This is a genomic window from Nocardia sp. NPDC127526 (assembly GCF_042672265.1).
GTDB lineage: Bacteria > Actinomycetota > Actinomycetes > Mycobacteriales > Mycobacteriaceae > Nocardia.
This window is the reverse complement of sequence record NZ_JBHXVO010000013.1, coordinates 148333-172452: the sequence shown is the minus strand read 5'-3', so window position 1 is coordinate 172452 and position 24120 is coordinate 148333. Positions and strand designations below refer to the sequence as shown.

General features: G+C 68.2%; 23 protein-coding genes and 1 pseudogene. 15 read left to right on the top strand and 9 right to left on the bottom strand.

From position 1 onward, the window contains the following. Nucleotides 1-81: 81 nt before the first annotated feature. Together ACFVIV_RS22175 and ACFVIV_RS22170 are read right to left on the bottom strand one after the other, a co-directional pair. Nucleotides 82-1611 carry a DHA2 family efflux MFS transporter permease subunit gene (locus tag ACFVIV_RS22175; protein ID WP_379199146.1) on the bottom strand — a complete coding sequence of 510 codons (1530 nt, stop codon included), beginning with the start codon at nucleotides 1609-1611 and terminating at the stop codon, nucleotides 82-84. Nucleotides 1612-1712: 101 nt separating this feature from the next. Next, the gene (locus ACFVIV_RS22170) at nucleotides 1713-1883 is read right to left on the bottom strand and encodes a hypothetical protein (protein WP_379199144.1); all 171 of its coding nucleotides are present in this window, start codon (nucleotides 1881-1883) and stop codon (nucleotides 1713-1715) included. A gap of 175 nt (nucleotides 1884-2058) precedes the next feature. Between ACFVIV_RS22170 and ACFVIV_RS22165 the strand changes: the two genes are divergently transcribed. The 6 genes from ACFVIV_RS22165 to ACFVIV_RS22140 all read left to right on the top strand — a co-directional run bounded on the left by ACFVIV_RS22165 (nucleotide 2059) and on the right by ACFVIV_RS22140 (nucleotide 7934). Next, nucleotides 2059-2277 carry a hypothetical protein gene (locus tag ACFVIV_RS22165; RefSeq protein WP_379199142.1) on the top strand — a complete coding sequence of 73 codons (219 nt, stop codon included), beginning with the start codon at nucleotides 2059-2061 and terminating at the stop codon, nucleotides 2275-2277. Between the two features lie 43 nt (nucleotides 2278-2320). After that, the gene (locus ACFVIV_RS22160; RefSeq protein WP_379199140.1) at nucleotides 2321-3421 is read left to right on the top strand and encodes an SPFH domain-containing protein; all 1101 of its coding nucleotides are present in this window, start codon (nucleotides 2321-2323) and stop codon (nucleotides 3419-3421) included. 44 nt (nucleotides 3422-3465) lie between these two features. Next, nucleotides 3466-3855 (top strand): cold-shock protein, encoded by a 390-nt coding sequence (locus ACFVIV_RS22155; protein WP_379199138.1) that lies wholly within the window; start codon nucleotides 3466-3468, stop codon nucleotides 3853-3855. Between the two features lie 195 nt (nucleotides 3856-4050). Next, on the top strand, nucleotides 4051-5151 hold the full coding sequence (locus tag ACFVIV_RS22150; protein ID WP_379199136.1) for an ATP-dependent DNA ligase: 1101 nt from the start codon (nucleotides 4051-4053) through the stop codon (nucleotides 5149-5151). After that, the gene (locus ACFVIV_RS22145) at nucleotides 5148-6209 is read left to right on the top strand and encodes a DNA polymerase domain-containing protein (RefSeq protein ID WP_379199134.1); all 1062 of its coding nucleotides are present in this window, start codon (nucleotides 5148-5150) and stop codon (nucleotides 6207-6209) included. The genes ACFVIV_RS22150 and ACFVIV_RS22145 overlap by 4 nt, the downstream gene beginning before the upstream one ends. A 135-nt stretch (nucleotides 6210-6344) precedes the next feature. Continuing rightward, nucleotides 6345-7934: a mucoidy inhibitor MuiA family protein gene (locus tag ACFVIV_RS22140; RefSeq protein WP_379199132.1), complete on the top strand. Its 1590-nt coding sequence runs from the start codon at nucleotides 6345-6347 to the stop codon at nucleotides 7932-7934. 165 nt (nucleotides 7935-8099) lie between these two features. On the opposite strand, the gene ACFVIV_RS22135 is transcribed toward ACFVIV_RS22140, so the two are convergent. From ACFVIV_RS22135 to ACFVIV_RS22115, 5 genes are all read right to left on the bottom strand, one after another. Further along, on the bottom strand, nucleotides 8100-8936 hold the full coding sequence (locus ACFVIV_RS22135; RefSeq protein ID WP_379199130.1) for an LLM class F420-dependent oxidoreductase: 837 nt from the start codon (nucleotides 8934-8936) through the stop codon (nucleotides 8100-8102). Nucleotides 8937-8952: 16 nt separating this feature from the next. Beyond that, entirely contained in the window at nucleotides 8953-9183 is a 231-nt protein-coding gene (locus tag ACFVIV_RS22130) for a winged helix-turn-helix transcriptional regulator (protein ID WP_379199167.1), read from the bottom strand. A gap of 24 nt (nucleotides 9184-9207) precedes the next feature. Next, nucleotides 9208-9771: a TetR/AcrR family transcriptional regulator gene (locus ACFVIV_RS22125; RefSeq protein ID WP_379199165.1), complete on the bottom strand. Its 564-nt coding sequence runs from the start codon at nucleotides 9769-9771 to the stop codon at nucleotides 9208-9210. A gap of 139 nt (nucleotides 9772-9910) precedes the next feature. Further along, entirely contained in the window at nucleotides 9911-11056 is a 1146-nt protein-coding gene (locus ACFVIV_RS22120; protein WP_379199128.1) for an acyl-CoA dehydrogenase family protein, read from the bottom strand. 83 nt (nucleotides 11057-11139) lie between these two features. Next, nucleotides 11140-11835: a TetR/AcrR family transcriptional regulator gene (locus tag ACFVIV_RS22115; protein ID WP_379199126.1), complete on the bottom strand. Its 696-nt coding sequence runs from the start codon at nucleotides 11833-11835 to the stop codon at nucleotides 11140-11142. Nucleotides 11836-12027: 192 nt separating this feature from the next. Between ACFVIV_RS22115 and ACFVIV_RS22110 the strand changes: the two genes are divergently transcribed. From ACFVIV_RS22110 to ACFVIV_RS22095, 4 genes are all read left to right on the top strand, one after another. Further along, complete coding sequence (locus ACFVIV_RS22110) at nucleotides 12028-12243, top strand: hypothetical protein (RefSeq protein WP_379199124.1); 216 nt, start codon at nucleotides 12028-12030, stop codon at nucleotides 12241-12243. Continuing rightward, nucleotides 12240-13772, top strand: a complete 1533-nt coding sequence (locus ACFVIV_RS22105; protein ID WP_379199122.1) for a hypothetical protein — start codon at nucleotides 12240-12242, stop codon at nucleotides 13770-13772. Before ACFVIV_RS22110 ends, ACFVIV_RS22105 begins: the two co-directional genes overlap by 4 nt. 149 nt (nucleotides 13773-13921) lie before the next feature. After that, a complete protein-coding gene (locus ACFVIV_RS22100; protein WP_379199120.1) occupies nucleotides 13922-15403 on the top strand; it encodes an SDR family NAD(P)-dependent oxidoreductase in 1482 nt (493 codons plus the stop codon). Nucleotides 15404-15933: 530 nt separating this feature from the next. After that, entirely contained in the window at nucleotides 15934-16314 is a 381-nt protein-coding gene (locus ACFVIV_RS22095) for a DUF2784 domain-containing protein (RefSeq protein ID WP_379199118.1), read from the top strand. Between the two features lie 17 nt (nucleotides 16315-16331). Here ACFVIV_RS22095 and ACFVIV_RS22090 read toward each other — a convergent pair. Beyond that, a pseudogene (locus ACFVIV_RS22090) lies at nucleotides 16332-17030 on the bottom strand (thioesterase II family protein); the annotation flags it as partial. Nucleotides 17031-17140: 110 nt separating this feature from the next. On the opposite strand from ACFVIV_RS22090, the gene ACFVIV_RS22085 reads away from it, so the two are divergent. Next, nucleotides 17141-18451 carry a CoA transferase gene (locus ACFVIV_RS22085; protein WP_379199164.1) on the top strand — a complete coding sequence of 437 codons (1311 nt, stop codon included), beginning with the start codon at nucleotides 17141-17143 and terminating at the stop codon, nucleotides 18449-18451. Between the two features lie 197 nt (nucleotides 18452-18648). Continuing rightward, nucleotides 18649-20178 carry an MFS transporter gene (locus tag ACFVIV_RS22080; RefSeq protein ID WP_379199162.1) on the top strand — a complete coding sequence of 510 codons (1530 nt, stop codon included), beginning with the start codon at nucleotides 18649-18651 and terminating at the stop codon, nucleotides 20176-20178. Between the two features lie 49 nt (nucleotides 20179-20227). Here the strand turns inward: ACFVIV_RS22080 and ACFVIV_RS22075 are convergent, their stop codons facing one another. Further along, nucleotides 20228-20800 (bottom strand): TetR/AcrR family transcriptional regulator, encoded by a 573-nt coding sequence (locus ACFVIV_RS22075; protein ID WP_379199116.1) that lies wholly within the window; start codon nucleotides 20798-20800, stop codon nucleotides 20228-20230. A 105-nt stretch (nucleotides 20801-20905) separates the two neighbouring features. Here ACFVIV_RS22075 and ACFVIV_RS22070 point away from each other — a divergent pair, with 105 nt between their 5' ends. The 3 genes from ACFVIV_RS22070 to ACFVIV_RS22060 all read left to right on the top strand — a co-directional run bounded on the left by ACFVIV_RS22070 (nucleotide 20906) and on the right by ACFVIV_RS22060 (nucleotide 24095). After that, nucleotides 20906-22114 carry an FAD-dependent monooxygenase gene (locus ACFVIV_RS22070; protein WP_379199114.1) on the top strand — a complete coding sequence of 403 codons (1209 nt, stop codon included), beginning with the start codon at nucleotides 20906-20908 and terminating at the stop codon, nucleotides 22112-22114. A 62-nt stretch (nucleotides 22115-22176) separates the two neighbouring features. Next, nucleotides 22177-23214: a nucleoside hydrolase gene (locus tag ACFVIV_RS22065; RefSeq protein ID WP_379199161.1), complete on the top strand. Its 1038-nt coding sequence runs from the start codon at nucleotides 22177-22179 to the stop codon at nucleotides 23212-23214. Next, nucleotides 23211-24095, top strand: a complete 885-nt coding sequence (locus ACFVIV_RS22060; RefSeq protein WP_379199113.1) for an amidohydrolase family protein — start codon at nucleotides 23211-23213, stop codon at nucleotides 24093-24095. The genes ACFVIV_RS22065 and ACFVIV_RS22060 overlap by 4 nt, the downstream gene beginning before the upstream one ends. Nucleotides 24096-24120 lie beyond the last annotated feature (25 nt).

Below are 24120 nucleotides of genomic sequence, written 5' to 3'. Positions count from 1 at the left end.
GGGGGCCGGGCCCCCCCCCCCCCCCGCCCCGCGGGGGGGGGGGCCCCCCGGCGGTGGGGCCGCCCCGCCCCGCGGCGGGTGTCAGTGCACGACGGTGGCGGCCGCGTCCGCGCCCTCGGGGGCCTTGGGTTTGGTGCGCGGCAGGAAGAACGCCGGAACCAGCGTGAGCAGCAACAGGATCAGCGCCACCCAGAAAGTGTGTCCGAAGGCGGTGGCGGCCTCGCGGAACCCTTCATCGAGCGCGCCCGGCGGCAATTTCTCCGCAATCGCGGGCTCCTTGCGCGAGCCGATCGCCGCGCCCGCGAGTGGCCTGTCGAGCAGCAGATTGGTCAACACCACGGAAATGACCGCGGTACCAATGGATCCGGCGGTCTGGTTGACGATGTTCATCAGCGTCGATCCACGCGCCACCTGCGCGTGTGTCAGGGTCTGTATGGCCGCCGTCATGGTCGGCATCATGGTGCACCCCATGCCCAGACCCATCACGAACAACGCACTGAGCAGCAGAGGATACGGGGTATCCGCGCCCACCTGGGTCAAGAACGCCATGCCGATCGACATGATCGCGATACCGGTGAGCACGATCTTTCCCGGCCCGATCTTGTCGACCAGTCGGCCGGCGACCGGCATGGTCAGCATGGCACCGAGACCCTGTGGCGCCATCAGCAGACCTGCCATCATCGGCGATTCCCCGCGCACCTGCTGCAGATAAGACGGCAGCAGCAGACCGGACCCGAAAAACGCCATGGCAAACAATGTCATGGTCAGCACCGCATAACGCAGCGCGGAGTTGTTGAACAGCCGCAGATCGATCAGCGGATGGGTAGCACGCAGCGCATGGAATACGAACGCTGCCATAAGGATTCCGCCGATGATGGCCGGAATGAGCACCCGCCGCGCGACGACGGTGCCCGCCTCCGGGATCGAGGAGACGCCGAACAGGAACAGCGCCAGGCCCGGGGATGCCAGCAGCATGCCCAGGAAGTCGAAGGACTGCGAGGGCTCGGGCCGATCGGCGGGCAGCACGATCCAGGCGTAGATCAACGCGGCGATACCGATCGGGAGGTTGATCAGGAAGATCAGCTCCCAGTAGTAGCCGATCAGCCAGCCGCCGAGAATCGGGCCGAGGATAGGGCCCAGCAGCATCGGCACACCCAGCACGGCCATCACGCGCCCGACGCGGTGTGGGCCCGCGGCGTGCGTCATGATCGTCATACCGAGGGGCATCAGCATGCCGCCGCCCAGGCCCTGGATAACGCGGAAGGCGATGAGCGACTCGATACTCCACGCCGTCGCGCACAGCACCGAGCCGAGCACGAAGAAGACCAGTGCCGCCATATAGAGGCGCTTGGTCCCGAAACGGTCTGCGGCCCAGCCGGTGAGCGGGATGACCGTGGCCAAGGCGAGGGTATAGCCGGTCATGGTCCACGCGGCAACGGCGTAGCTGGCGCCGAATTCGTCCTGGAAGGTCGGGATCGCGACGGTCACGACGGTCACGTCGAGAATCGACATGATCGCGCCCAGCACGACAACGCCCGCGATCTTGAGCACCCCGGCGTCGAGCTTGTCGTCGGTCGGGTCGCCGGTCGGTATATCCGGAGGAGTGGTCACCGCTTCAGCCTGCCAGGTCGGGGGTTGGGGAACCAGCACAATTTCACTGCGGTCGACGCGCCGCAGCAGCGCTGTTCACGCGGAGATAACCGGTGCGGCGGTCACCTCGGCGGCGGCCAACCGTCGTCATTGTCGTAGAAGTCCGCGCCCGCGGCGTCGGCGAGCGCTTCGGCGCGAATCTCGGATTCCGAGGGATCGCCCGGATCCGGTTCGGGCGCAAGGGGTTTCCCGGTAGAATCCACCGGATCGGCGGGTCTGGCGCGCTTGCCCATACGAGTCCTCTCGCGAGAGTGGAGCGTCGGTGGTGGCACGAACCCGGCCAATCATACCGAGCGGTAGCAACCTTGGGGTTACCGCACCGGGCGATCGATTCCGAATCCGCCCTCTCACCTGCCGATTTCACCGCGTAGTCTGAGCGTTCACCGCGCGAGGAGGAGCCACCCGACAATGTCCGACCCGGTTGTGGGGCTGACCGGTACGCTCACCACACCCTTGCGCGGCGCCGGTGCGCTGGGCGAGGTGCTCGTCGCCATCCGAGGGGGAACCGAGTTGTACATCGCGCGCGGCGAGGAGCCGCTGCCCGCCGGCGCCAGCGTGCTCATCGTGGCCGCCCATCCCGGCCGGCTCGTCGATGTTGTTGCGTGGATCCCCCTTCCCGGCGATTGACAAGTCGCAGAGACGTTTTCATTTTTCGAGGGGAGAGACAATCGTGCTCGGATATCACGTGCCCGATCCGGACGAGGCCATGCTGGTCTCCGGCGGCGGCACCAAGGACAACGCGCCGTTTCGGGTGGTCATCGGCCACGGCGCCTGGGTGATGCCGTTCTTCCGCAAGGTGCGGTACTTGTCGCTGGCCATGTTCGAGGCCGAGATCAAGGAACGCTGCGTTACCAAACAGGCCATCCAATTGGATGTGCGCGCGGTCATCGCGTTCAAGGTCGCCAACGACACCGGCTCCATCGTCAATGCCGCCCAACGGTTCCTGTCCGAACAGGAACAGGAGATGTCGGTGCTGACCGGGCGCATCTTCTCCGGGCACCTGCGCTCCATCGTGGGCTCGATGACGGTGGAGGAGATCATCCGCGAACGCCAGCGCCTGGCCGACGAGGTCCTGGTCGCCTCCAAGGTGGAGATGAGCAATATCGGGCTGTGGGTGGACTCCTTCCAGATCCAGTCCATCGACGACGGCGGCCTCGGCTACATCACCGCCCTGGCCGCCCCGCACAATGCCGCCGTGCAGCGCGACGCCCAGATCGCCCAGGCCGCCGCCGCCCAAGCCGCCGCCGAGGCCGAACAGGAATCGCTGCGCCGCCAGGCCGAATACGCCCGCCAGACCGCGGTGCTGCGCGCGCAGTACCAGCGCGATATCGACAAGGCCAATGCCGAAGCCGCCCAAGCGGGTCCGCTCGCCCAGGCCGTCGCCCTGCAGGAAGTGCTCGCCGCCCAGGCCGAGCAGGCCCGCAAGGAAGCCGAACTGCGCGAACAGCAATTGCAGGCCGAAGTGGTCAAACCCGCACTCGCCGAGGCCGAACGGGTGCGCATCCTGGCCGAGGCCGAAGCCGACCGCACCCGCATCCAGGCCGAGGCCGCCGCCTCGCACAACCGGATCGCCCTGGACCAGCTGCTCATCGAGCAGCTGCCCGAGATCGTCAAGCACGCCGCGGTGGGCCTGGCCGATGCCAATGTGACCGTGCTCAACGGCCCCGACGGGGTGGGGGAAATGATCACCGGCATGGTGGGACAGGGGCTGACGGTGTTCGATTCGTTGCAAAAGGCACTTTCTTCCAACAATGATCGACCTGCCGACTAAAGTCCCACCAGAGGGACGCGGCGACGAGGAGCGGGTGTTTTAAGGTGTCCATCGGGAAATTGGTGTCGTTCGACAGCTCTCGGGGTTTCGGTTTCATCCGTCCGGAAGACGGGGGGCCGGACGTGTTCGTCCATGTCAACGACATCGGCTTGGACGAAGACGAGCTGCGGCAGGGGCGGGTGTTCGAATTCGATGTGACCGAGGGCGATCGGGGGCCGAAGGCGATCAACCTGGCCCTGGTCGGCGGTTCGGTCACGCCGGTCCGGCACAAGAACGACAAACGCGCGGGCGGGCAGCTCAGCGAGGCCGAGCACAAGCGGCTCATCACCGAACTGCTGCTCGACGCGTCACCGGCCCTGACGGCCGGGGAGATTCTCACCATCCGCGACCGGCTGACGGCCTTCGCCGATCAGCACGGCTGGATCGAGAACTGAATCGGCGGGCGGCGGTTGCGGTCACGACCTGATTGCAGTCACTGCGGTGATGCACCTCGTGCCGGGTCGTATTCACTGCTGTGTTGAATTCACTGAAGTGTCCGACCCGGTCGGTACGATCTTCTGCAACCGCCGACCGGTGAATCCGGGCCGGTCACGGCGTCTACCTGGGTAAGTCCTACCCGAGGAGGTCGTGTGGAGCTGCCCCTGCTGCCGCCCGTCAAACCCATGCTGGCCAAATCCGTGTCGACGGTGCCGCGCGAACCCGGGCTGCTGTTCGAGCCCAAATGGGACGGGTTCCGCTGCATCGTCTTCCGCGACGGCGACGAGATCGAACTGGGCTCGCGCAACGATCGCCCGCTGACCCGGTATTTCCCCGAACTGGTGGAACTGCTGGGCAAAGCGCTGCCCGACAAGTGCGTCATCGACGGGGAGATCGTGGTCGTCACCGAGAACGGCCTGGATTTCGACACCCTGCAGCAGCGGCTGCATCCAGCGGCCTCGCGGGTCGCCAAGCTCGCCGCCGAGACCCCCGCCAGTTTCGTCGGCTTCGACCTGCTCGCTCTCGGCGATCGGGATCTGACCGAGCAGCCCTTCCACGAACGCCGCCGACTCCTGGAAACGGTCCTCGACGGCGACGAGGACGGCATCAACCGGCTGCATCTGACCCCGATCACCGACGACCCGGATGTGGCCACCGACTGGTTCACCCGTTTCGAGGGCGCGGGATTCGACGGGGTGATGGCCAAGGCCGCGGATCTGCCCTACCTGCAGGACAAGCGGGTCATGTTGAAGATCAAGCACGAACGCACCGCCGACTGCGTGGTCGCCGGCTTCCGCTGGCACAAGGACGGCGCCGGCGTGGGCTCACTGCTGCTGGGGTTGTTCGACGAGGAGGGCAACCTCCATCACGTCGGGGTGGCCAGCAGCTTCACCGCCGCCCGCCGCAAGGAACTGGTCGCCGAGCTGGCGCCGCTGCGGGACAACGCCCTCGAGAACCATCCGTGGAAGAACTGGGCCGATGCCGCCGCCCAGGCCAAGGCCGAGGGCAAGATGCCCGGCGGGGTGAGCCGCTGGACCGGCGGCAAGGACCTGTCGTGGGAGCCGCTGCGCGCCGAACTGGTCGCCGAGGTCCGCTACGAGCACGTCATGGCCGGCAGGTTCCGCCACGGCGGGCGGCTGGTGCGGTTCCGTGACGACCGCACGCCCGAATCGTGCACCTACGCCCAGCTCGACGAGGTCGCACCCGCCGAACTCGCCACCATCTTCGACGAAGCGAGAGGCGCGAAACAGTGAGCGCGGCAACCGATATCGAAGTCGACGGGCGCACCGTCACCATCTCCAACCCGGACAAGATCTACTTCACCAAGCGCGGGGAAACCAAGCTGGATCTGGTCAACTACTATCTCGCCGTCGCCGCTCCGATCATGAACACCATCAAGGACCGCCCGGTACTGCTGGAGCGCTATCCCGACGGCGCGTCGGGCAAATCCTGGTTCCAGAAACGCGTCCCGAAATCGGTGCCCGACTGGTTGCAGACCACGGTGGTCTCCACCCCCAACGGCACCACCAGCGACGCCCTGGTCGCCGCCGACATGGCGCACATCCTGTGGGCGGTCAACCTGGGCTGCCTGGGATTTCACGTCTGGCCCACCCACGCCGACCCCGGCAGCACCGACTCCCCCACCGTCTACGACGCCGCCGGGGAAGTCCTGCCCCCCACCGGCGCCACCGACGAGTTGCGCATCGACCTGGACCCCTCACCCGGCATCTCCTTCGACGACCTGCGCACCGCCGCGCTCAAAACCCGTGCGCTGTGCACCGAACTCGGCATCGACGTGCGCATCAAAACCTCCGGCTCGCGCGGCCTGCACCTGTACGCCCTGCTGCAACCGCGCTGGGACGGCTACCAGGTGCGCGCCGCCGCCGTCGCCCTGGCCCGCGAACTCGAACGCCGCCACCCCGACACCATCACCGCCGCCTGGTGGAAAGAGGAACGCGGCTCCCGCGTCTTCGTCGACTACAACCAGAACGCCCCGCACAAAACGGTTTTCGGCGCCTGGTGCGTGCGCCCCAAGGTCGGCGCCCAGGTCTCCACCCCCATCCCCTGGGACGACCTGCCCACCGTCACCAACGACGACCTGACCATCGCCACCGTCCCCGCCCGCGTCGCCGAACACGGCGACCCCTGGGCCGACCGCACCCCCCAATCCATCGAACCCCTCCTGGACATGTCGGCCAAGGACATGGCCGCCGGCCTCATGGACGCCCCCTGGCCACCCCAATACCCGAAAATGCCCAACGAACCTTCCCGCGTACAGCCCAGCCGCGCCCGAAAGGACAACGGCGACTGACGAACTCACCGAGCGCGTCGCAGACTCGCGAGTTGCCGAACGCGCACGGCGCGCCGCCCCGCGTGGCGGTCCACGGGTTTCGCCTGCACCCGAAACATCGTCGCGGGGCGGGCGGGGCGCGGGTAGCCTCGCGGCGTGACCACTGTGGATGCACCGATTGTCGCTGTTGTCGTCTATCCGGGCCAGGCGCGTATCACCCGGCGCGCGGTCGTCGCGGTCGAGGCCGGGGCCCAGCAGGTGCGGGTCGGCGGGCTACCGATCGGTTTGCTGCGGGATTCGGTGCGGGTGAACGGGCGCGGGGACGCCAGCGTGGTGGGCGTGGATGTCGCCATGCAGCAGCATCCGCGCTCGCCCGATGCCACGGTGCAGGAATTGGAGCAGCGGCTCACCGCGGCGCGGGTGGCGTTGGCCGAGACCGCCGACCATGTCGCGGTCGAGGACGGGCGCGCCGAAGTGCTCGCCACGCTCGGGCGCGAAGCCGGTAGCGCGTTCGCGCGGACCGTGGCCAAGGGCAAGGTCGACCCGGATCGGGTGGCGGGGTTCACCGATGCGCTGGCCGAGCAGACCGCGGCGGTGCTCGCCCGCAAGCGGGAGCTGGCGGCGCAGCGGCTGCGGCAGGACGAGGAGCTGCGTTCGCTCGAACGCCGGATCGCCGCGCATCGCAAGCAGCGTCAACCGGATCGGCGCATGGTCGTGGTCGACCTGGAGGTGCGGTCGGGCGGGGAGATCGAGATCGAACTGTCCTATGTCATCGACGACGCGCGGTGGACGTCGAGCTATGACATTCGGTTGCGCGGCGAGCAGCTCATCCTCACCTGGCATGCCGAGATCACCCAGAACACCGGGGAGGACTGGCCCGAAGGCGAATTGGCGTTGTCCACCGCGCGCCCGGCCATCACCGCGCAACTGCCGGAACTGAATCCGTGGTTTCTCGACCGCATGCCGCCGCCCATGCCGCCGATGGCGGTCGGCGCACCGGCCGCCTACGGTGCGCCGCCGCCCGCGCCGGGCGGGGCGGTAATGCGCCGCGCCGCACCCACGCGGGCCGAGGCGCACGAAGAGCTGGCCGATTTCGCCGCGGCCGCCGAACCGGCCGTGGAGCACGGCGCGGCGGCCACCACCTACCGGCCCGCGCGACCGGTGGCGGTGCCCAGCGACGGCACCGCGCACCGCGCCACGGTCGCCGTCATCGACCTGGCCGCCACCCTCGACCACGTGACCGCCCCGGTGCACGGCCCGGAGGCGTTCCTGCGGGCGACCGCGGTCAACACCTCCGAGCACACGCTGCGCCCGGGCAAGGCCTCGGTCTTCCACGAATCCGAATTCGTCGGCACCACCACCCTGGAGGTGTGGGCCCCGCAGGAGGAGATCGAACTCAATCTCGGTGTGGACGACCGCATCCGCGTCGAGCGCGATCTGATCAAGCGCACCGCGGGCAAGGCCGTCCTCGGCGGCACCACCCGCCGCGAGCTCGGCTACCGCATCAAGGTCGGCAACTACGGCCGCCGCGCCACCAAAGTCACTGTGCTCGACCAGATTCCGGTATCGCGCGACGACGGCATCACCGTCAAGGACGTGGCCTGCCGCCCGGATCCCAAGCAGCGCACCGACCTCGGCGAACTGACCTGGGAGCTGCCGCTGGACCCGAGCGCGACCGCGGAGATCACCGTCGGCTTCCGCGTCGACATCGCGCGCGGAGTCGAGCTGCGCGGCTGGCGCGAATAGCGGCCCACACCTCGAGAGGCCGGCCCACACCGCATTTCGCGCCGGCAACGATGAGCATCGGCCGCGAAATGCGGTGCGCGTCCAGGTGGAATCCGCCGGTGCGGCCGGTCCTGCCCGCGGGCTCGCCTCGTCATTCCGGCGCGGTCGTGGCCGGAATCCGCACGCTCAGTTGGCTCGCTCGGCCAGCACCGGTGCCAGAGCGCGCAGCGCGGGCAGGTAGTCGCTGCCGAGGATCTGCACGGCCACGTGGTCGGCGCCGGCGCGCAGGTGCGCGGTGAGCTGGTCGGCGATCTGCTCGGGAGTGCCGTGCACGGCGAGGGCGTCGAGGATGCGGTCGGTGCCCGGGGCGGTGAGGTCGGCGTCGGTGAAGCCGAAGCGGCGCAGGTTGTTGGTGTAGTTGCTCAGGCCCAGGTAGAAGCCGACGGTGTCGCGGCCGGTGGCGCGGGCGCGCTCGGGGTCCTCGTCGAAGACGACCTTGTGCTCGACGCCGATGAAGGTGTCGGGGCCGAGCAACTCGCGCAGGCTCGCGGTGTGCTCGGGGACGGTCAGGTACGGCAACGGGCCCAGGGTGCGGTCGCGGGCCAGTTTGGCCACGCGGGGGCCGAGGGCGGCCAGGGCGCGCTGGCCGGCGGGGACACCGGCGGCGTCGAGGTCGTCGAGATAGGCGGCCAGGGCGTCATAGGGTTTGGTGTAAGCGTCGGTCTGCTCACGGTGCCCGGCGCCGACACCGAGGATGAAGCGGCCCGGGAAGCGGTCGTTCAGGCGGTGGAAGGTGGCGGCGGCGTCCTTGGAAGGGGAGGCCCAGATGTTGACGATGCTGCTGGCGAGGGTGATCGTGTCGGAGCCTTCGAGCAGGGCGTCGTAGCCGTCCCAGTTCGCGGGCGGGGAACCGCCGAGCCAGACGGTGCCGTAGCCGAGTTGCTCGAGTTCACGCATCGCGGCGGGGGTGAGCGCCGAGTAGTACTGCCAGACACCGATCTTACCGAGATCATCCTTTGCCATACCGGCAGCCAACAGTTCACGATCGGGCAGCATTCCCGGATCGGACCGTGTTCTCGGTGTCGAAACTCTCACGCGCGGTGAGCACCTCGTCCATGTTCGCTTCGGCCCACTCGCGCACCGACCGCAGCACCGGCATCAGGCTCGCGCCCAGCGGGGTGATCGCGTAGTCCACGCGCACCGACACCTGCGCATCGACGTGGCCGCCCGCGCCGGAGCCCTCGACGGCATCGTGCCGCGGCGCGACCATCACGTGCCGGGCGTCGAATCGGATTCAGTTGCTGCCGTTCACCTTCGGGAACGATTCGGTGATCAGCGTGGTGAGGGTGTCGCACAGCAGATTGTGCACCTGCGCCCGATTCAGGCTGCCGCGCACGATCCACTCCCGGCCCGCGGCCTTCACCAGCCCGCCGTAACAGCGCACCAGGGCCCGCAATTCGGCGCTGTGCAGCGAATCGCTGAGCCCCACCATCTGCACCACGCGTTCGGCGGCGGCATTGTCGGCCTCGTCGAGGATGCGCTGCACCTCCGGATCGTCGCCGATGCCCTCCAGGCCGGTGACCTTCACCCAGGTGGTGCCGTGCTCGCCGATGGTGTCCAGCAACCACGACACGCTCGCGTCGATGCGCTCGCGGGTGCTGCCTTCCAGGGGCATCACCATAGTGCCGGGCCGCGGCAGGGTCACCATGCGCCGCACCACCGCCAGATACAGGTCGCGCTTGTTGCCGAAATAGTGGTTGATCAGCCCGCGCGCCACCCCGGCCCGCTGAGCCAGCTCGGCGGTGGACACGGCCGCATACGGCCGTTCGCCGAACATCTCGATGGCGCAGGCCAGGATCTGGGCGCGGCGCTCGTCGGGTTCGAGCCGGCGCCGCCGCGCACGCGCGTCGGCCTCGGCCGTGCCATGGGCGGCAGGGCCGGTGGAGCCGGCGGCGGTGCTCGCGGCACCGCCGGTGGGGTTCGGCTCGATCGTGGTGTCAGAGTGAGCGGGCAATGAGGTCCTTCATCACCTCGTTGGCGCCCGCGAGGATCCGCAGAACCCGGGCGCCGGTGTACAACTGGGAAATCGGGTATTCGGTCATGTAGCCATAGCCGCCGAACAGTTGCAGGCAGCGATCCACCACATTACCGAGTTGGTCGGTCAACCAGTACTTCGACATCGCCGCCGTGGGAATGTCGAGCTCACCGCGCAGGTGCTTGCCGATGCAGTCGTCGAGGAACACCCGGGCCACCTTGGCGATGGTCGCGCACTCCGCGAGCTCGAAGCGCGTGTTCTGCATGGCGAACAGCGGTTTGCCGAACGCCTCGCGGCCCTTGGTGTAGTCGACGGTCAGCTCGACCGCCTTCTCGGTCATGGCCACCGCCAGGATGGCGGTCACCAGGCGTTCCTGGGCCAGCATCTGCATCATCTGATAGAAGCCCTGGCCCTCGGCCTCGCCCAGCAGGTTCGAGGCCGGCACCCGCACGCCGTCGAAGAACAGCTCCGCGGTGTCCTGCCCCTTGCCGCCGATCTTGGACAGGATGCGGCCGCGCTTGAACCCCGGCGTCTCGTCGGAGACCTCGGCGAAGATCAGCGAGATGCCGGCCGCGCCCTGGCTGGAGTCGGTCTTGGCGGCGATGATGATGCCGTCGCACAGCCAGCCATTGGAGATGAAGATCTTCTGGCCGGTGATGACGTACTCGTCGCCCTCGCGCACCGCGCGGGTCTTGATGTTCTGCAGATCCGAACCGGTGCCGGGTTCGGTCATGCCGATGGACAGCAGCATCTCCCCGCTGGCCGCCTTGGGCAGCACCCGCCGCTTGAGCTCCTCGGACCCGAACTGGTGAATGTAGGGGGCGATGATCGAGGAGTGCACCGACATGCCCAGCGCGCCGTCGCCGGTGTGGGTCTGGGCCTCGATGATGGCCGCCTCGTGCGCGAAGGTGCCGCCGCCACCGCCGTATTCGGCGGGGATGGCCGCGCACAGCAGACCCAGTTCACCGGCGCGCCGGTACAGGGCGCGGTCGGGATGTCCCTGGGCGATGAACTTCTCCTCGTGCGGGATCACCTCCTTCTCGAAGAAGGTGGTCGCCAGACCACGGACCGCCTCGACCTCGTCGTCGCTCCATGCGGGGCGTGTCATCGAAAGTTCCTTCACGTCGCAACCGTGCGCTCGCGCGCCTCGTGACAAGGGTGCACGGCTATTGGCGAAGTGTCAACAGGATGTCAATGCCCACCCGAGCGGGCCTGGTTGACCTCGGCGAGCGTCGTGAAAATCGGCGTGTCCGGATCGGCCTCGATGCCCTGGCGGCGCAGGAAACCATCCATCAGACCCCACACCAACTCGGTCGCCTGATCGATGAACTCCGCGGTCTGCGAGTCGGTCGGAGTATCGGAATCGGCGAGCCACAGATCGGTGATGGCCACCACCACGCCGATCACCGCGCGCGAGAAATAGTCGATACCCGCGACATCCAGGGGCACCGCCTCGGCGACCTGACGCGCCATCTTGGTCAGCTGCCGCGCCGCGTCGCGGCCCAGATCGAACTGCAGCACCCCCGACTGCTGCATGGCCGGGGCCTGCCCCAGATAGCGGAAGACGTTGGGATGCTCCAGGATTCCCTGCGCGTACTGCTCGAACACCCGCCGCAGCGCCACCCGCGGCGGCGCCAGCATGAGCGTCATATCGGTCCCGGCCGCGGCGAAGGCCAGCCGCGACATGCGCGCGGCGATCTCGGTGAACAGATCACCCTTGTCGGCGAACTGCCGATACAGCCGCGGTTTGGTGATGCGCGCCTCGCGCGCGATGTCGTCCATGCTGGGCCGCGGGCCGTCGCGATCGATCACCCGGATGGCCGCGTCCACGATGTCGTCGCGGGTCACCACGGTGCGAGAAGCCGGTCCGGCACTGGTACGAGCCACAGCCGGGAGTGTATACGTACCGCCGGTACGGCCGATACCCCGCGCGCATACCTCCACAGATCCCGGGTAAGCGAGTGACCGAAGCCACATTTCAGGTCAACCGACCGGGATTGATTTCGCGGGGACCGTACTGCCAGTATCGGTAACCGTACCGCCGGTACGCACCGGAGCCAACGACCCGGAAAGACGCCGATGTCCGACGCCGCACACCAGCTCAGCACCACCCTGCAGGCCCCCCTGCCCGACGCCTTCGACCGGCTCCCGGACACGGACCTCACCGAACTCGACCGCCTCCTGCGCACCGCCCTGGCGCGCCGCGCCGACAACCTCGACGCCGCCATCGGCACCTCCCTCGACTTCGTGCCGCGCCTCATGCGCCCGGCCGTCAAGAAAGCACTGGGACTGTGAGCGAACACCTCGTAGCCGTCGCCGAAACCACCAAACTCGCGCGCCTGCTCGGCATCACCGACGCCACCGAACTCGACTTCCTCGTCGACCTGCCACCCGCCGCGATCCGCGAATTCCGCGAACGCGCCACCGACCTGCTCTTCGACCGCGACGCCAAGAAACTCAAAGGCATCGCCTCCGCCAGCAAACTGGTGCCCGTCGCCATCAGCGCCAAAGTCGCCGAACGCGCCTTCGGACCCGTCCTGTGCGCCGCCACCGCCAGCACCGTCGACCCCCACCGCGCCATCGACATCGCCAAGGCCCTCCCGGCACGCTTCCTCGCCGAATGCTCGGTGCAGCTCGACCCGCGCCGCACCGCCGACATCATCGCCGCCGTCCCGCCCAAGATGGTCGCCGACGTCGCCCGCGAACTGCTCGCCCGCGGCGACCACATCACCATGGGCCGCTTCGTGCACGTCGTCCCCGAACCCGCCCTGCGCGCCGCCGCCCCCGTCATGAGCGACGTCGACCTGCTGCGCATCGGCTTCCTGCTCGAAGACAAATCCGCCATCGACAATGTCCTGCACATCGTCTCCGACCGCGTCGCCGGCATCATCCGCGCCGCCGCCGAACAAAACATGTGGGCCGAGGGCATCGACCTGCTCGACTCCATCGCACCCCACAACCGCGCCTGGATCGGCGACATCACCGCCGGCCTCGGCGCCGACATCCTCGACGCCATCATCGACGCCGTCCACGACCTCAACGCCTGGCCCACCCTGCTGCCCATCACCAGCGCCATGAGCCACGACAGCCTGCGCCTGTTCGCCGAACGCCCACCCGTACACACCGAACCGGTCATCGCCGCCATCATGGACACCGCCCTTGACGGCGGCCAATGGCTCGACCTGCTCCCCCTCGCCGGCCACCTCCCCGCCCCCGCCCTCGCCTTCGTCGCCGCCCGCGTCGGCGACCAAACCGACGAGCGCCTCACCGAACTCATCCGCGACGCCGACACCGCCGGCCTCTGGGACGCCATGATCCCCATCGCCCTCGCCATGACCGACGACAACCGCCGCCGCATGGCCGCACTGCCGATCATGTCCGAACCCGATGTCCTGCGCGCCGTCATCACCAGCACCGCCGAACACGAATTGTGGTCACAGGCACTGCCTTTGGTCGACGCCCTGCCCGAGGCCACCAAACCCGTCCTGGCCTCCTGCGTCGGCGACCTCACCCGCGAGCAGATGCTCGCGGCCCTGCTCACCGCCTCCCGCAGCGACAACATCCACACCCTCGTCGGCATCGCCCTCGCCCAGGACCACGCCGGCCGCGCCCGCGTCCTCGACCTCATCGCCGGCATGGACGATCTCGAGGAATTCCTCTCCGCCCTCACCCCGGACACCCCCGACGTGGTGTGGAACGCCCTGCACGAGGTCCGCGACGAAATCCCGCCCGCACTGCTCACGCTGCTCGCCGAACGCGCCCGCGAACTCGGCCGCGACGACGACGCGGCCGCCCTCGAACCCGTGAGCGCCACAACCGAATAGCACCAGCACGCCACACAAGGGCCCGGCCGGACACCATAGGCCGGGCCGCACCCATGTCCGCCGCCGCAGCCCATGGCGGGGACGACCCCGCCACGATGCGACAATGGTCGGGTCAACCACCCCCGCACGAAGGATCACCGCACACCCCGATGGCCGAGCACAGCACCACGGCGTACCCGATCGACACCTCGGCCAGCGACACCGCCGAGGCCGCTATCGACCCCCGGGAACTGGCCATCTGCCTGCGGGTTCTCGAACAGGCCGGACAGCTCGACAAGGCGCATCCGGACTCGGTGACCGTGCAGCGGGCCGTGAGCCACATGTTCAAGAAGTTCAAGCAGCGCCGCCGCATCGAGGCGCGCGACGCCATCTCCGAGGCGGACCGGGCCGTCATCGCGGCCACCGCCACCGGATCGCCCAACCGGATCGACGATGAGACCGCGGGCATTCCGATCAGCTCCAGCACCGAAGGCGCCAGCGCCGGCGAACTGCTGCGGCCGCGGCCCTGCTACATCTGCAAGCAGCGCTACACCCGCGTCGACGCCTTCTACCACCAGCTCTGCCCCGACTGTGCGGCCAAGAGCCACGCCAAGCGCGACGCCCGCACCGACCTCACCGGGCGGCGTGCGCTGCTGACCGGCGGCCGCGCCAAGATCGGCATGTACATCGCGCTGCGACTGCTGCGCGACGGCGCGCACACGACGATCACCACCCGGTTCCCGAACGATGCGATTCGCCGCTTCGCCGCTCAGCCCGACAGCGCCAACTGGCTGCACCGGCTCCGGATCGTCGGCATCGACCTGCGCGATCCGGCACAGGTCGTCGCACTCGCCGACGACATTGCCGCACAAGGGCCGCTCGACATCCTGATCAACAACGCCGCGCAGACCGTGCGCCGCTCCCCCGGCGCGTACAGCGCGCTCGTCGAAGCCGAGAGCGGTCCGCTGCCCGCCGGCGAACTGCCCGATGTCATCACCTTCGGCAAGACCATGCAGGCGCACCCGACCGCTTTGACCGCCTCACTCGCGCCGACCCTCACCGCTGCCGACATCACCGACCTGGCCTTGGTCGCGGGATCGGCCACCCCCGAACGCATTTCGCAAGGCGTGGCCATCGACGCCGGCGGCCTGGTCCCCGACCTCGCGCACACCAACAGCTGGGTGCAGGGCGTCGGCGAGGTCGACGCCACCGAACTGCTCGAAGTCCAGCTCTGCAATTCCACCGCGCCGTTCATCCTCATCTCGCGCCTGCGCCCCGCCATGGCCGCCGCCGCGGCCCGCCGCAAGTACGTCGTCAACGTCTCCGCCATGGAAGGCGTCTTCGCCCGCGGCTACAAGGGCCCCGGCCACCCCCACACCAATATGGCCAAGGCCGCGCTGAACATGCTCACCCGCACCAGCGCCCGCGAAATGTACGAGACCGACGGCATTCTCATGACCGCCGTCGACACCGGCTGGATCACCGACGAGCGCCCGCACTACACCAAGATCCGCCTCGCCGAAGAAGGCTTCCACGCCCCCCTCGACCTCGTCGACGGCGCCGCCCGCGTCTACGACCCCATCGTCCGCGGCGAAGCCGGTGACGACCTCCACGGCGTCTTCCTCAAGGACTACGCGCCCTCCAACTGGTAAGCCCAACTCTCGGGGGCTCTCAGGGGCTTCGCCCCCGACCCCCAAACCCCGAGGCTCTCTGGGACTTCGGTTCCGATCCCTTGCACTACGGCTTCGCACCGCGGCTCTGCGGCTTCACCTAGAGCTCTGAGCTCCGCATGCGCTGCGGCTTTCACACTCGAACCCCCGGCGCATGCGGCTTCAGCGCTCTGTGACTGCGTCTTTGAACTTGTGCCTGTGCTTTTTGGCATCTGTCTTGGCTGTTTTTGGTCAGGAGGTTGGCTGGGTCGAGGTGTGGGATTATGGGTTGACACATAGTTAGATGCGCATATCGCAGTACTGATGTGTAACGGTCACTGAAATGAGAAGGCCAGGTAAGTGACTTGTCCGCCCTTGGCTCGGGGTGCCTCTTTGCGCTTTCTGGGCCCCACTCCCCTAGGTGACACGGCCGAAACGCTGGTCGTTCTCATGTTTAGATGCGCATATCGGTATGCTCGCATTCGCTCAGGCACTCCCCTACCCTGCCGAGCGGGCGCTCCTATCCTGGTGCCATGATCTATCGGCTGCTCGCCGATCTCACCGCGGGTGTGCATTTTGCGTTCGTGGCGTATGTGGTGGTGGGCGGGTTTTTGGCGTGGCGGTGGCCGCGCACCATCTGGCTGCACCTGGTGGCGTTCGGGTGGGGGTTCGGGACCGTTCTGATCGGATATGACTGTCCGCTGACCCATGTGGAGAATTGGGCGCGGCGGAAGGCTGGGCAGGCCGGATTGCCGCCCAGCGGGTTCATCGATCACTACCTCACGGGCGTGATTTATCCGGAGAATGCGCTGGGGTTGGTGCGGGCGCTGGTGGTGGTTGCCGTGCTGGTGTCGTGGGTGGGGTTCGCGGTGTTGTCGAGGCGGCGGGCGATGGCTTCGGCCAGGGCGGATTGATTTTCGGGCAGGTCGAGGTAGAAGTGGCCGCCGGGGAAGGTGGCGGTGTCGAAGGCGGCGCTGGTGTAGTCGCGCCATTCTTCGGCTTGGGCCATGGAGGTCGTCGGGTCGGCGGTGCTCACGAAGGTCGTGAGGGGACAGCGCAGGGGTGTGCCTGGTTGGTAGCGGTAGGTTTCGACGGCCTGGTAGTCGCTGCGCAGGGGCGGGAGGACGAGTTCGGCCAGGCTGGGTTCGGCGCGCAGCAGGGCGACCGAGGAGGGATCGTTGGCGAGGCGTTCGAGTTCGCCGATGAGGGCGTCGTCGGAGCCCAGGTGCAGGCGGCCGGGTTCGGCGAAAGCCGGTGCGGGGCGGCCGGAGACGATCAGGCGCTTCGGCTCGCGGCCGGCGGCCTCGAGGGCGCGGGCGGTTTCGTAGGCGACGGTGGCGCCCATGCTGTGGCCGAACAGCGCCAGCGGGGTGGTGGCGGGCCAGCGCAGCAGTTCCGCCGCGATGCGGGCGGCGAGATCGGTCAGGTCCGGAATCGAGGGTTCGCCCAGGCGATCCTGGCGGCCGGGGTACTGCACGCCGAAGACGGCCGTGCCCGCGCCGAACCGCTGCGCCAGGGGCCGGTAGGCGGTGACGGAGCCGCCGCCGGGCGGCAGGCACACCAGCACGGTTCGCGGGGCGGGATCTGGGCGCAGTTCGCGCAGCCAGGCGGTGCCGGTGAGATTTGCCATATGCCGGTTTCTCCTTAGGGATTCGTCGCGCGACTAGGGTCGGACTCGTGGCTGCCTACGCAGAGTTGGTCCGCGAGTACGAGTCCGGGATCGGGATCACCGGATCGAGTATGCCCGCCGTCGATCCCGGCGCGTATCTGGCTGCGACACTGCCGGTGTGGGCGCTGGCCGGGGGCGCGGTGGCGAGCTTCGCACGGGCGGCCGACCGGCTGCGGGTCGCGCGCGGGCTGGAACCTTTGGGCGGAACGCCGGATCCGGGACGGGTGGCCGCGGCATTCTCGAGTGAGAAGCTGTTCCGGCTCGATGGCGCCCCGCCCCATGTTTTCGCCGAGCTGTCGGGCTTTTTCGCGACTGCGGACGGCATGGTGCGAACGCACGCAAACTATTCGCATCATCGCGCGCGCCTATTGACGGCTCTCGGATTACCGGCCGATGCCGGCCGTAATGCGGTCGTTGCCCGGATCGCGGAACTGCCCGCACAGGAAATCGAGGATCGGGCCGCCGAATCGGGAGCGATCGCCGCGCGGGTGCGGACCGAACAGGAGTGGTCGGACAGCCCGCAGGGCAAGTCCGCCGCCGCCGGACCCCTCGTCGCGCTGGAGCGGCGCGCGGATGCGGGAGCGATCGAATCCTCCTCTGGCGCAACGGGCATGCTGCCGCTGCGCGGGGTGCGGGTACTTGATATGACACGTGTCATCGCGGGACCGGTAGCCACCCGGGCGCTGGCCATGCTGGGCGCGGAGGTGCTGCGAATCGACCCGCCGCAACTGCCGGAAATCGAATGGCAGTACCTCGATACCTGTCAGGGCAAACGTTCCGCATTGTCGGATTTGCATATCGAACTAGTTCATATACAGGAACTGCTGAGTAACGCCGACGTGCTCATCACAGGTTACCGACCAGGCGCTTTGACACGGCTGGGACCGGTGGCCAACGAAATTCGGCCAGGAATTGTGCACGGCCGTGTTTCGGCCTGGGGTGAGCACGGTCCGTGGGGTGATCGGCGTGGTTTCGACAGCATTGTCCAAGCCGCCTCCGGAATATCGCTGATCGAGGCTCCGCGCGGGGGTTCCGACCCCGCGACGCCGGTCGGCGCGCTGCCGGCGCAGGCTCTCGATCATGCCAGCGGGTATCTGCTCGCGACCGGCGTCCTGGACGCACTCCTCGCACGGGACGCCGATGGAGTCGGACGAGATGTGCGAGTTGCGCTGGCGCGCACCGCATCCTGGCTGCTCGGCGCGCCGGGGCGCACACCCGGGCACCCGCGGCCGCGGATCCCGGGACCGGAGTACGCCCGCATCCACGGCGCGGTGACGACGGCCGCGCCCGCCTTCACAGAGTATTCGGACTATCCGTGGCCCGCGCCCGCCTATGGTGGCGATGCCCTGCGCTGGCATGACCGACCAGACAGTTCGGAATAGCCTCGGCGGCATAGCTTCGACGGTGTATACAGCCGTCTGCACGCACACTCGCAAAGTCATCCGCGAATTGTGCGAATTACCTTCGTAGAGCCGCTTTTTGTGTCGTTAATAGATGGGATCCTGAAACCGACATCGTTATTGCCGGCACTCGATTGCCGGTGCGGATGGAGGACGTCATCGTGGACACACCAGCCCCCCTGCTAACCGGCGCCACAGCAACGGGTTCGACCAAGGTGGGACGGCGGGAGTGGACTGGATTGGCGGTGCTGGCCCTGGCGTGTCTGGTGTATTCGATGGACCTCACCGTCCTGCACCTGGCCGTGCCGCAGATCAGTGCCGAACTCAGACCCAGCAGCTCCCAATTGCTCTGGATCATCGACGTTTACGGGTTCCTGGTGGCAGGGCTGCTGCTCACCATGGGAACCATCGGCGACCGAATCGGGCGAAGGCGACTCCTCATGACCGGGGCGGGCGCATTCGCACTGGTCTCGATCATCGCCGCCTTCGCGCCCTCCGCGCCGGTGCTGATCGGCTGCCGCGCCCTGCTCGGCATCGCGGGGGCCACGCTCGCGCCGTCCACACTGTCGTTGATATTCACCATGTTTCGCGATCCGGCGCAGCGCTCCATCGCCGTCGGGGTCTGGGTGGGCTCCTACTCGGTCGGCGGCTCCATCGGCCCGCTCGCCGGTGGGTTGGTACTGGAGAACTTCTGGTGGGGCGCGGTATTCCTGCTCGCCGTGCCGGTCATGGTGCTGCTGCTGATTCTCGCGCCGCGGGTATTGCCGGAGTACCGGGACCCGGAGGCGGGCCGGCTGGATCTGGTCAGCGCGGCCATGTGCACCGGCGCGGTGCTGCTGGTCGTGTTCGGCATGAAGAAGTTCGCCCAGGACGGGCCGGGTTCGGTGGCGCTGGGCGCGCTCGCGGCCGGGTTCATCGTGGGCGGGGCGTTCGTGCGCAGGCAGCTCACCGTCAGTGAGCCCATGCTGGATCTGCGCCTGTTCCGATTGGGCAGCTTCCGCACCGCGCTCGCCATCAACCTGGTGTCGATCTTCGTGGCATTCGGCTACTTCCTGTTCGTGGGCCAGTACTTCCAGCTGGTGCTGGGCATGTCGCCGCTGGAAGCCGGAATCTGCACCATCCCGGCCGGATTGGGCTTCATGATCGGCTCGCAACTGGGCCCGCGCATCGGGCGCATCGTGCGACCGGCGTACATCCTGGGCGGCGGAATGGCCATGGCGGGCACCGGATTGCTGCTGCTGACCCGGATCACCGCGGAGGGCGGGGTGGGCCTCACCATTGTTGCCTCGCTGCTGGTGGCCTTCGGGCTGGCGCCGGTCTTCGGCATCACCACCGAGCTGATCGTCGGCACCGCGCCGCCCGAACAGGCCGGGGCCGCCTCCGGGCTCTCCGAGACCGGAGCGGAGTTCGGTGGCGCACTGGGTATTTCGATTCTGGGCAGCATCAGCATCGCCATCTATCGCGGCCAGCTGGCCACCACGCTCCCCTACGGCCTGCGCGATGCCGATGCCGATGCCGCGCGCGACACCCTCGGCGCGGCAATGGTAGTCGCGGACGCCCTGCCCGGGAAGCTGGGCGTGGCGGTGGCGGAATCGGCCAAACAGGCCTTCCTCACGGGCATGCACCTGACCTCCGCCATCGCGGCCGCGGCCGCGATGCTGCTGGCCGTGATCGCGCTGACCCGGCTGCGGCGGATTCCGGGCGGCTGAGCCGGATCCATGCCGCGGCAGGCCCGATCGGGCTGTGCCGCAGGGCGGATCACTCGCCGCGCACGGCCCGGACCGCGCGCACCAGTTCATCGCCGTCGAGCAGTTCGGCGGCCGGTGCGATGAGGGCCTGCACGGCCATGCCCTGGAACAGGACGTAGAACAGCTTGCCGACCGCACGCGCCTCGTCGGCGGACAGAGCGGGATGGGCCTCGCGCACCACTACGGCGAGGTCGTCGTACGCCTCGGCGGTGGCCTCGGCCATGAAGCCCTGCGACTCCGGGTCGCGGGCTATCTGAATCCCGTTCTCGATGCTCAGCATCAGGTTCTCGCGATGGCGCATCACCACGTCGACCAGGTTGTTCCAGGTCCCCGGCAGCGCATCGGCGAGGGAGCGGCCCTCCCCCGCGTCCTTGATGGCCGCGTCCATATCGTCGCCGATCATGCTGCCCAGGCCCGTGGTGACCGCCTCGGTCACGAGCCGGTCCTTCGAGCCGAAGTGATAGCCGATGGCGGCCAGGCTCACCCCCGCTGCATTGGCGATATCGCGGGCGGTCACCTTGGCCAGGCCGCGATCGAGGATGGCCTTGCGCGCTCCCGTCAACAGGTCTTCTCGGTTTCCCATAACCCCACCTTACCAGCGTCTTAGACATTTGTTCTAGACAACTGTGTAAGCGTCTGTTAGACATTTGTCTTAGACAGCCGTTCTTCCTCGCACAGGAGTTCCGATATGAGCACCAGCACCAACCCCCGCGTCCTCGTCGCCGGCGGCGGCATCGCCGGCAATGCCGTTGCGCTGCAACTGCTCCGCGCCGGCATCGCCACCACGGTGGTCGAGCGGGCCGCCGCTCCCCGCCCGGGCGGGCAGGCCGTCGACCTGCGCGGCCCCAGCCGCGAGGTGGCCGAGCGCATGGGCCTGATGCCCGGCATCCGCAAACATCAGCTGCACGAGCTCGGCATGAACCTGGTCGACCGCGAGGGCCGCGACATCTACCGCATGCCCGCGGAGATGTTCGACGGCAAGGGCGCGGTCGCGGAAATCGAGATCACCCGCGGCGACCTCAATGACGTGCTGCTCGAGCAACTCGCTTCCGTCGCAGCGCGACTCGACTACCGCTACGGCGACTGGATCGAAACCCTCGACCAGGACGAGACCGGCGTCGCCGTCGGCTTCGCCTGCGGGCGCAGCGAACGCTACGACCTGGTGATCGGCGCGGACGGCGTGCACTCGGCCACCCGGAAACTCGCCTTCGGTCCCGAGGAGCAGTTCAGCACCTATCTCGGCGGCTACATGTCGTTCTTCACCATGCCCACCCCGGCGAACGCCGAACCGGGCTGGATGACCATGCACGTGCGGCCCGGCGCCTCGGTGGGCGTGCGCGCCGATGCCGATCCGGCCACCTCCAAGGCCATCATCACCTTGCGCCTGGATCAGGATCCGCAGCTGCGCCGCGATCCCGCCGCACAGAAGCAGCGCATTCGCGAAATGCTCGCCGATGCCGGGTGGCTGGCGCCGCAGGTGCTCGCCGCCATGGACTCCGCGACCGACTTCTACTTCGACGAACTCGAGCGCGTGGACATGCCGAACCTGTCGACCGGGCGGGTCACGCTGCTGGGCGACGCCGGCTTCTGCGGTTCCCCCATGACCGGTATGGGCACCGCCATGGCCTTGGTCGGCGCGTACATCCTGGGCGGTGAAATCGCGGCCACCCCGGGGGATCTGCGCGGCGCGCTGGCGCGCTACGAGGCGGCGGTGACGCCGTTCCTGGACAAGGCCAAGGAGCTGCCGGGCGGCGGCATCAAGATGATGGTGCCCAACTCCGAGTTCGGCGTCCGGGCCGGGCAGCTCATCGGCAAGCTCATGACCACCCGGATCATGAAGCCGGTCATGATGAAAATGCTCGACAAGACCGAGGACTACGTCCTGCCGACCTACTGACGGCTCGATCATCGCCTGTAACAGCTTGCGGATAGGCTCGAACCGTGGCGCAGAAGATCATCATGGACGTCGACACCGGCATCGACGATTCGCTGGCCCTGCTCTATCTGCTCGCCTCCCCCGAGGCCGAGATCATCGGAATCGCCGCCACCGCGGGCAATGTGCCCGCACCGGCGGTGGCGGCGAACAATCTGGCCTGGCTGGACGTGTGCCGGGCCCCCGCCATCGAGGTCGCGCTCGGCGCCGAGGAGCCGCTTGCGATTCCGCTGCGGACCACCGAGGACACGCACGGCCCGCAGGGGATCGGGTACGCGGAATTGCCGGTCTCGGACAGAACGCTTTCCGATCGCACGGCCGCGCGCATGTGGGTGGAGCTGGTGCGGGAGCATCCGGGCGAGATCGTCGGGCTGTGCACCGGGCCGCTGACCAATCTGGCGCTGGCGCTGCGGCTGGAGCCGGAACTCCCCCGGCTGTTGCGGCGGCTGGTGATCATGGGCGGGGCGTTCCATCATCCCGGCAACACCACGCCCACCAACGAATGGAACGTGCACGTCGATCCGGAGGCCGCCAAGGAGGTGTTCGACGCCTTCTCGGCCGCGCCAGCGGAGCGGCGGCCGATCGTGTGCGCGCTCGATATCACCGAGACCATCGAGATGCGGCCCAAGCATCTGGCGCTGCTGGCCGAGCGGGCGGGCAGTGCGCCCGTCGAGATGGTGTCGGAAGGCGACGGGCCGGAGATCCGGTCGGCGACAAGCAATCCGATCATTCGGTACCTGACCGATGCGGTGCGCTTCTACTTCGACTTCCACAAGCTCTACGACCAGGGCTATCTCGCGCATATGCACGATCCGTTCGCGGCGGCGGTCGCCCTGGATCCCGGCCTGGCGATCACCCGGCCCGCCACGGTGGACGTCGAGCTCACCGGGACCCTCACCCGCGCCACCACGGTCGCCGACTGGGCGGGCATGTGGGGGCGGGAACCCAACGCCGACATCGTGATCGGCACCGACCCGGACCAGTTCTTCGATCGGCTCATCGGCCGTGTCGGCGATTTCGCGCGGACGGTGTATCCGCCGCAGGAAGGACGGGCGAACCGGTGAACGAGGCCGACGGCGCATACGTCACCGGATTCCGTGAGCGGCTGGGGCTGCCCGGAATCGTGGACATCCACACCCATTTCATGCCCGAGCAGGTCATGCGCAAGGTGTGGGAGTACTTCGACTCGGCCGGGCCGCTCATCGGGGACCGGGAATGGCCGATCACCTACCGCGACGAGGAGCAGGTGCGACTGAAGACGCTGCGCGGCTTCGGCGTTCAGGCCTTCACCTCGCTGGTGTACCCGCACAAGCCGGATATGGCGGCCTGGCTCAACGAGTGGGCCGCCGACTTCGCCGCGCGCACCCCGGATTGCCTGCACACCGCGACCTTCTTCCCCGAGCACGGCGCGGACAGCTATGTGGAAGCCGCCCTCGAGGCCGGTGCGCGAATCTTCAAGGTGCACATCCAGGTCGGCGACTTCCACCCCGGCGACCCGCTGCTCACCAAGGTGTGGGGACAGCTCGAAGACGCCCGCATCCCGATCATCATCCATTGCGGATCCGGCCCCGCCGCCGGGGAATTCACCGGCCCCGAACCGATCGCCGCACTGCTGCGCCGCTTCCCGCGCCTGCGTCTGATCATCGCGCACATGGGCGCACCCGAATACACCGAATTCCTCAACATCGCACAGGGTTACGACGGCGTCATGTTCGACACCACCATGACCTTCACCGACTTCTTCGAGTCCGCCGACCCGTTCCCCGCCGCCGAACACGAGCGACTCCGATACTTCGGCGACCGCATCCTCTTCGGCAGCGACTTCCCGAACATCCCCTACGCCTACGGCCATGCCCTCTACGCACTCGAACGCCTGGACCTCGGCGACGACTGGCTGCGCCAGGTCTGTCACGACAACGCCGCCCGCATCTTCGGACTCGGCTGACCGTGGCGCGAATTCCCGAGGCGAC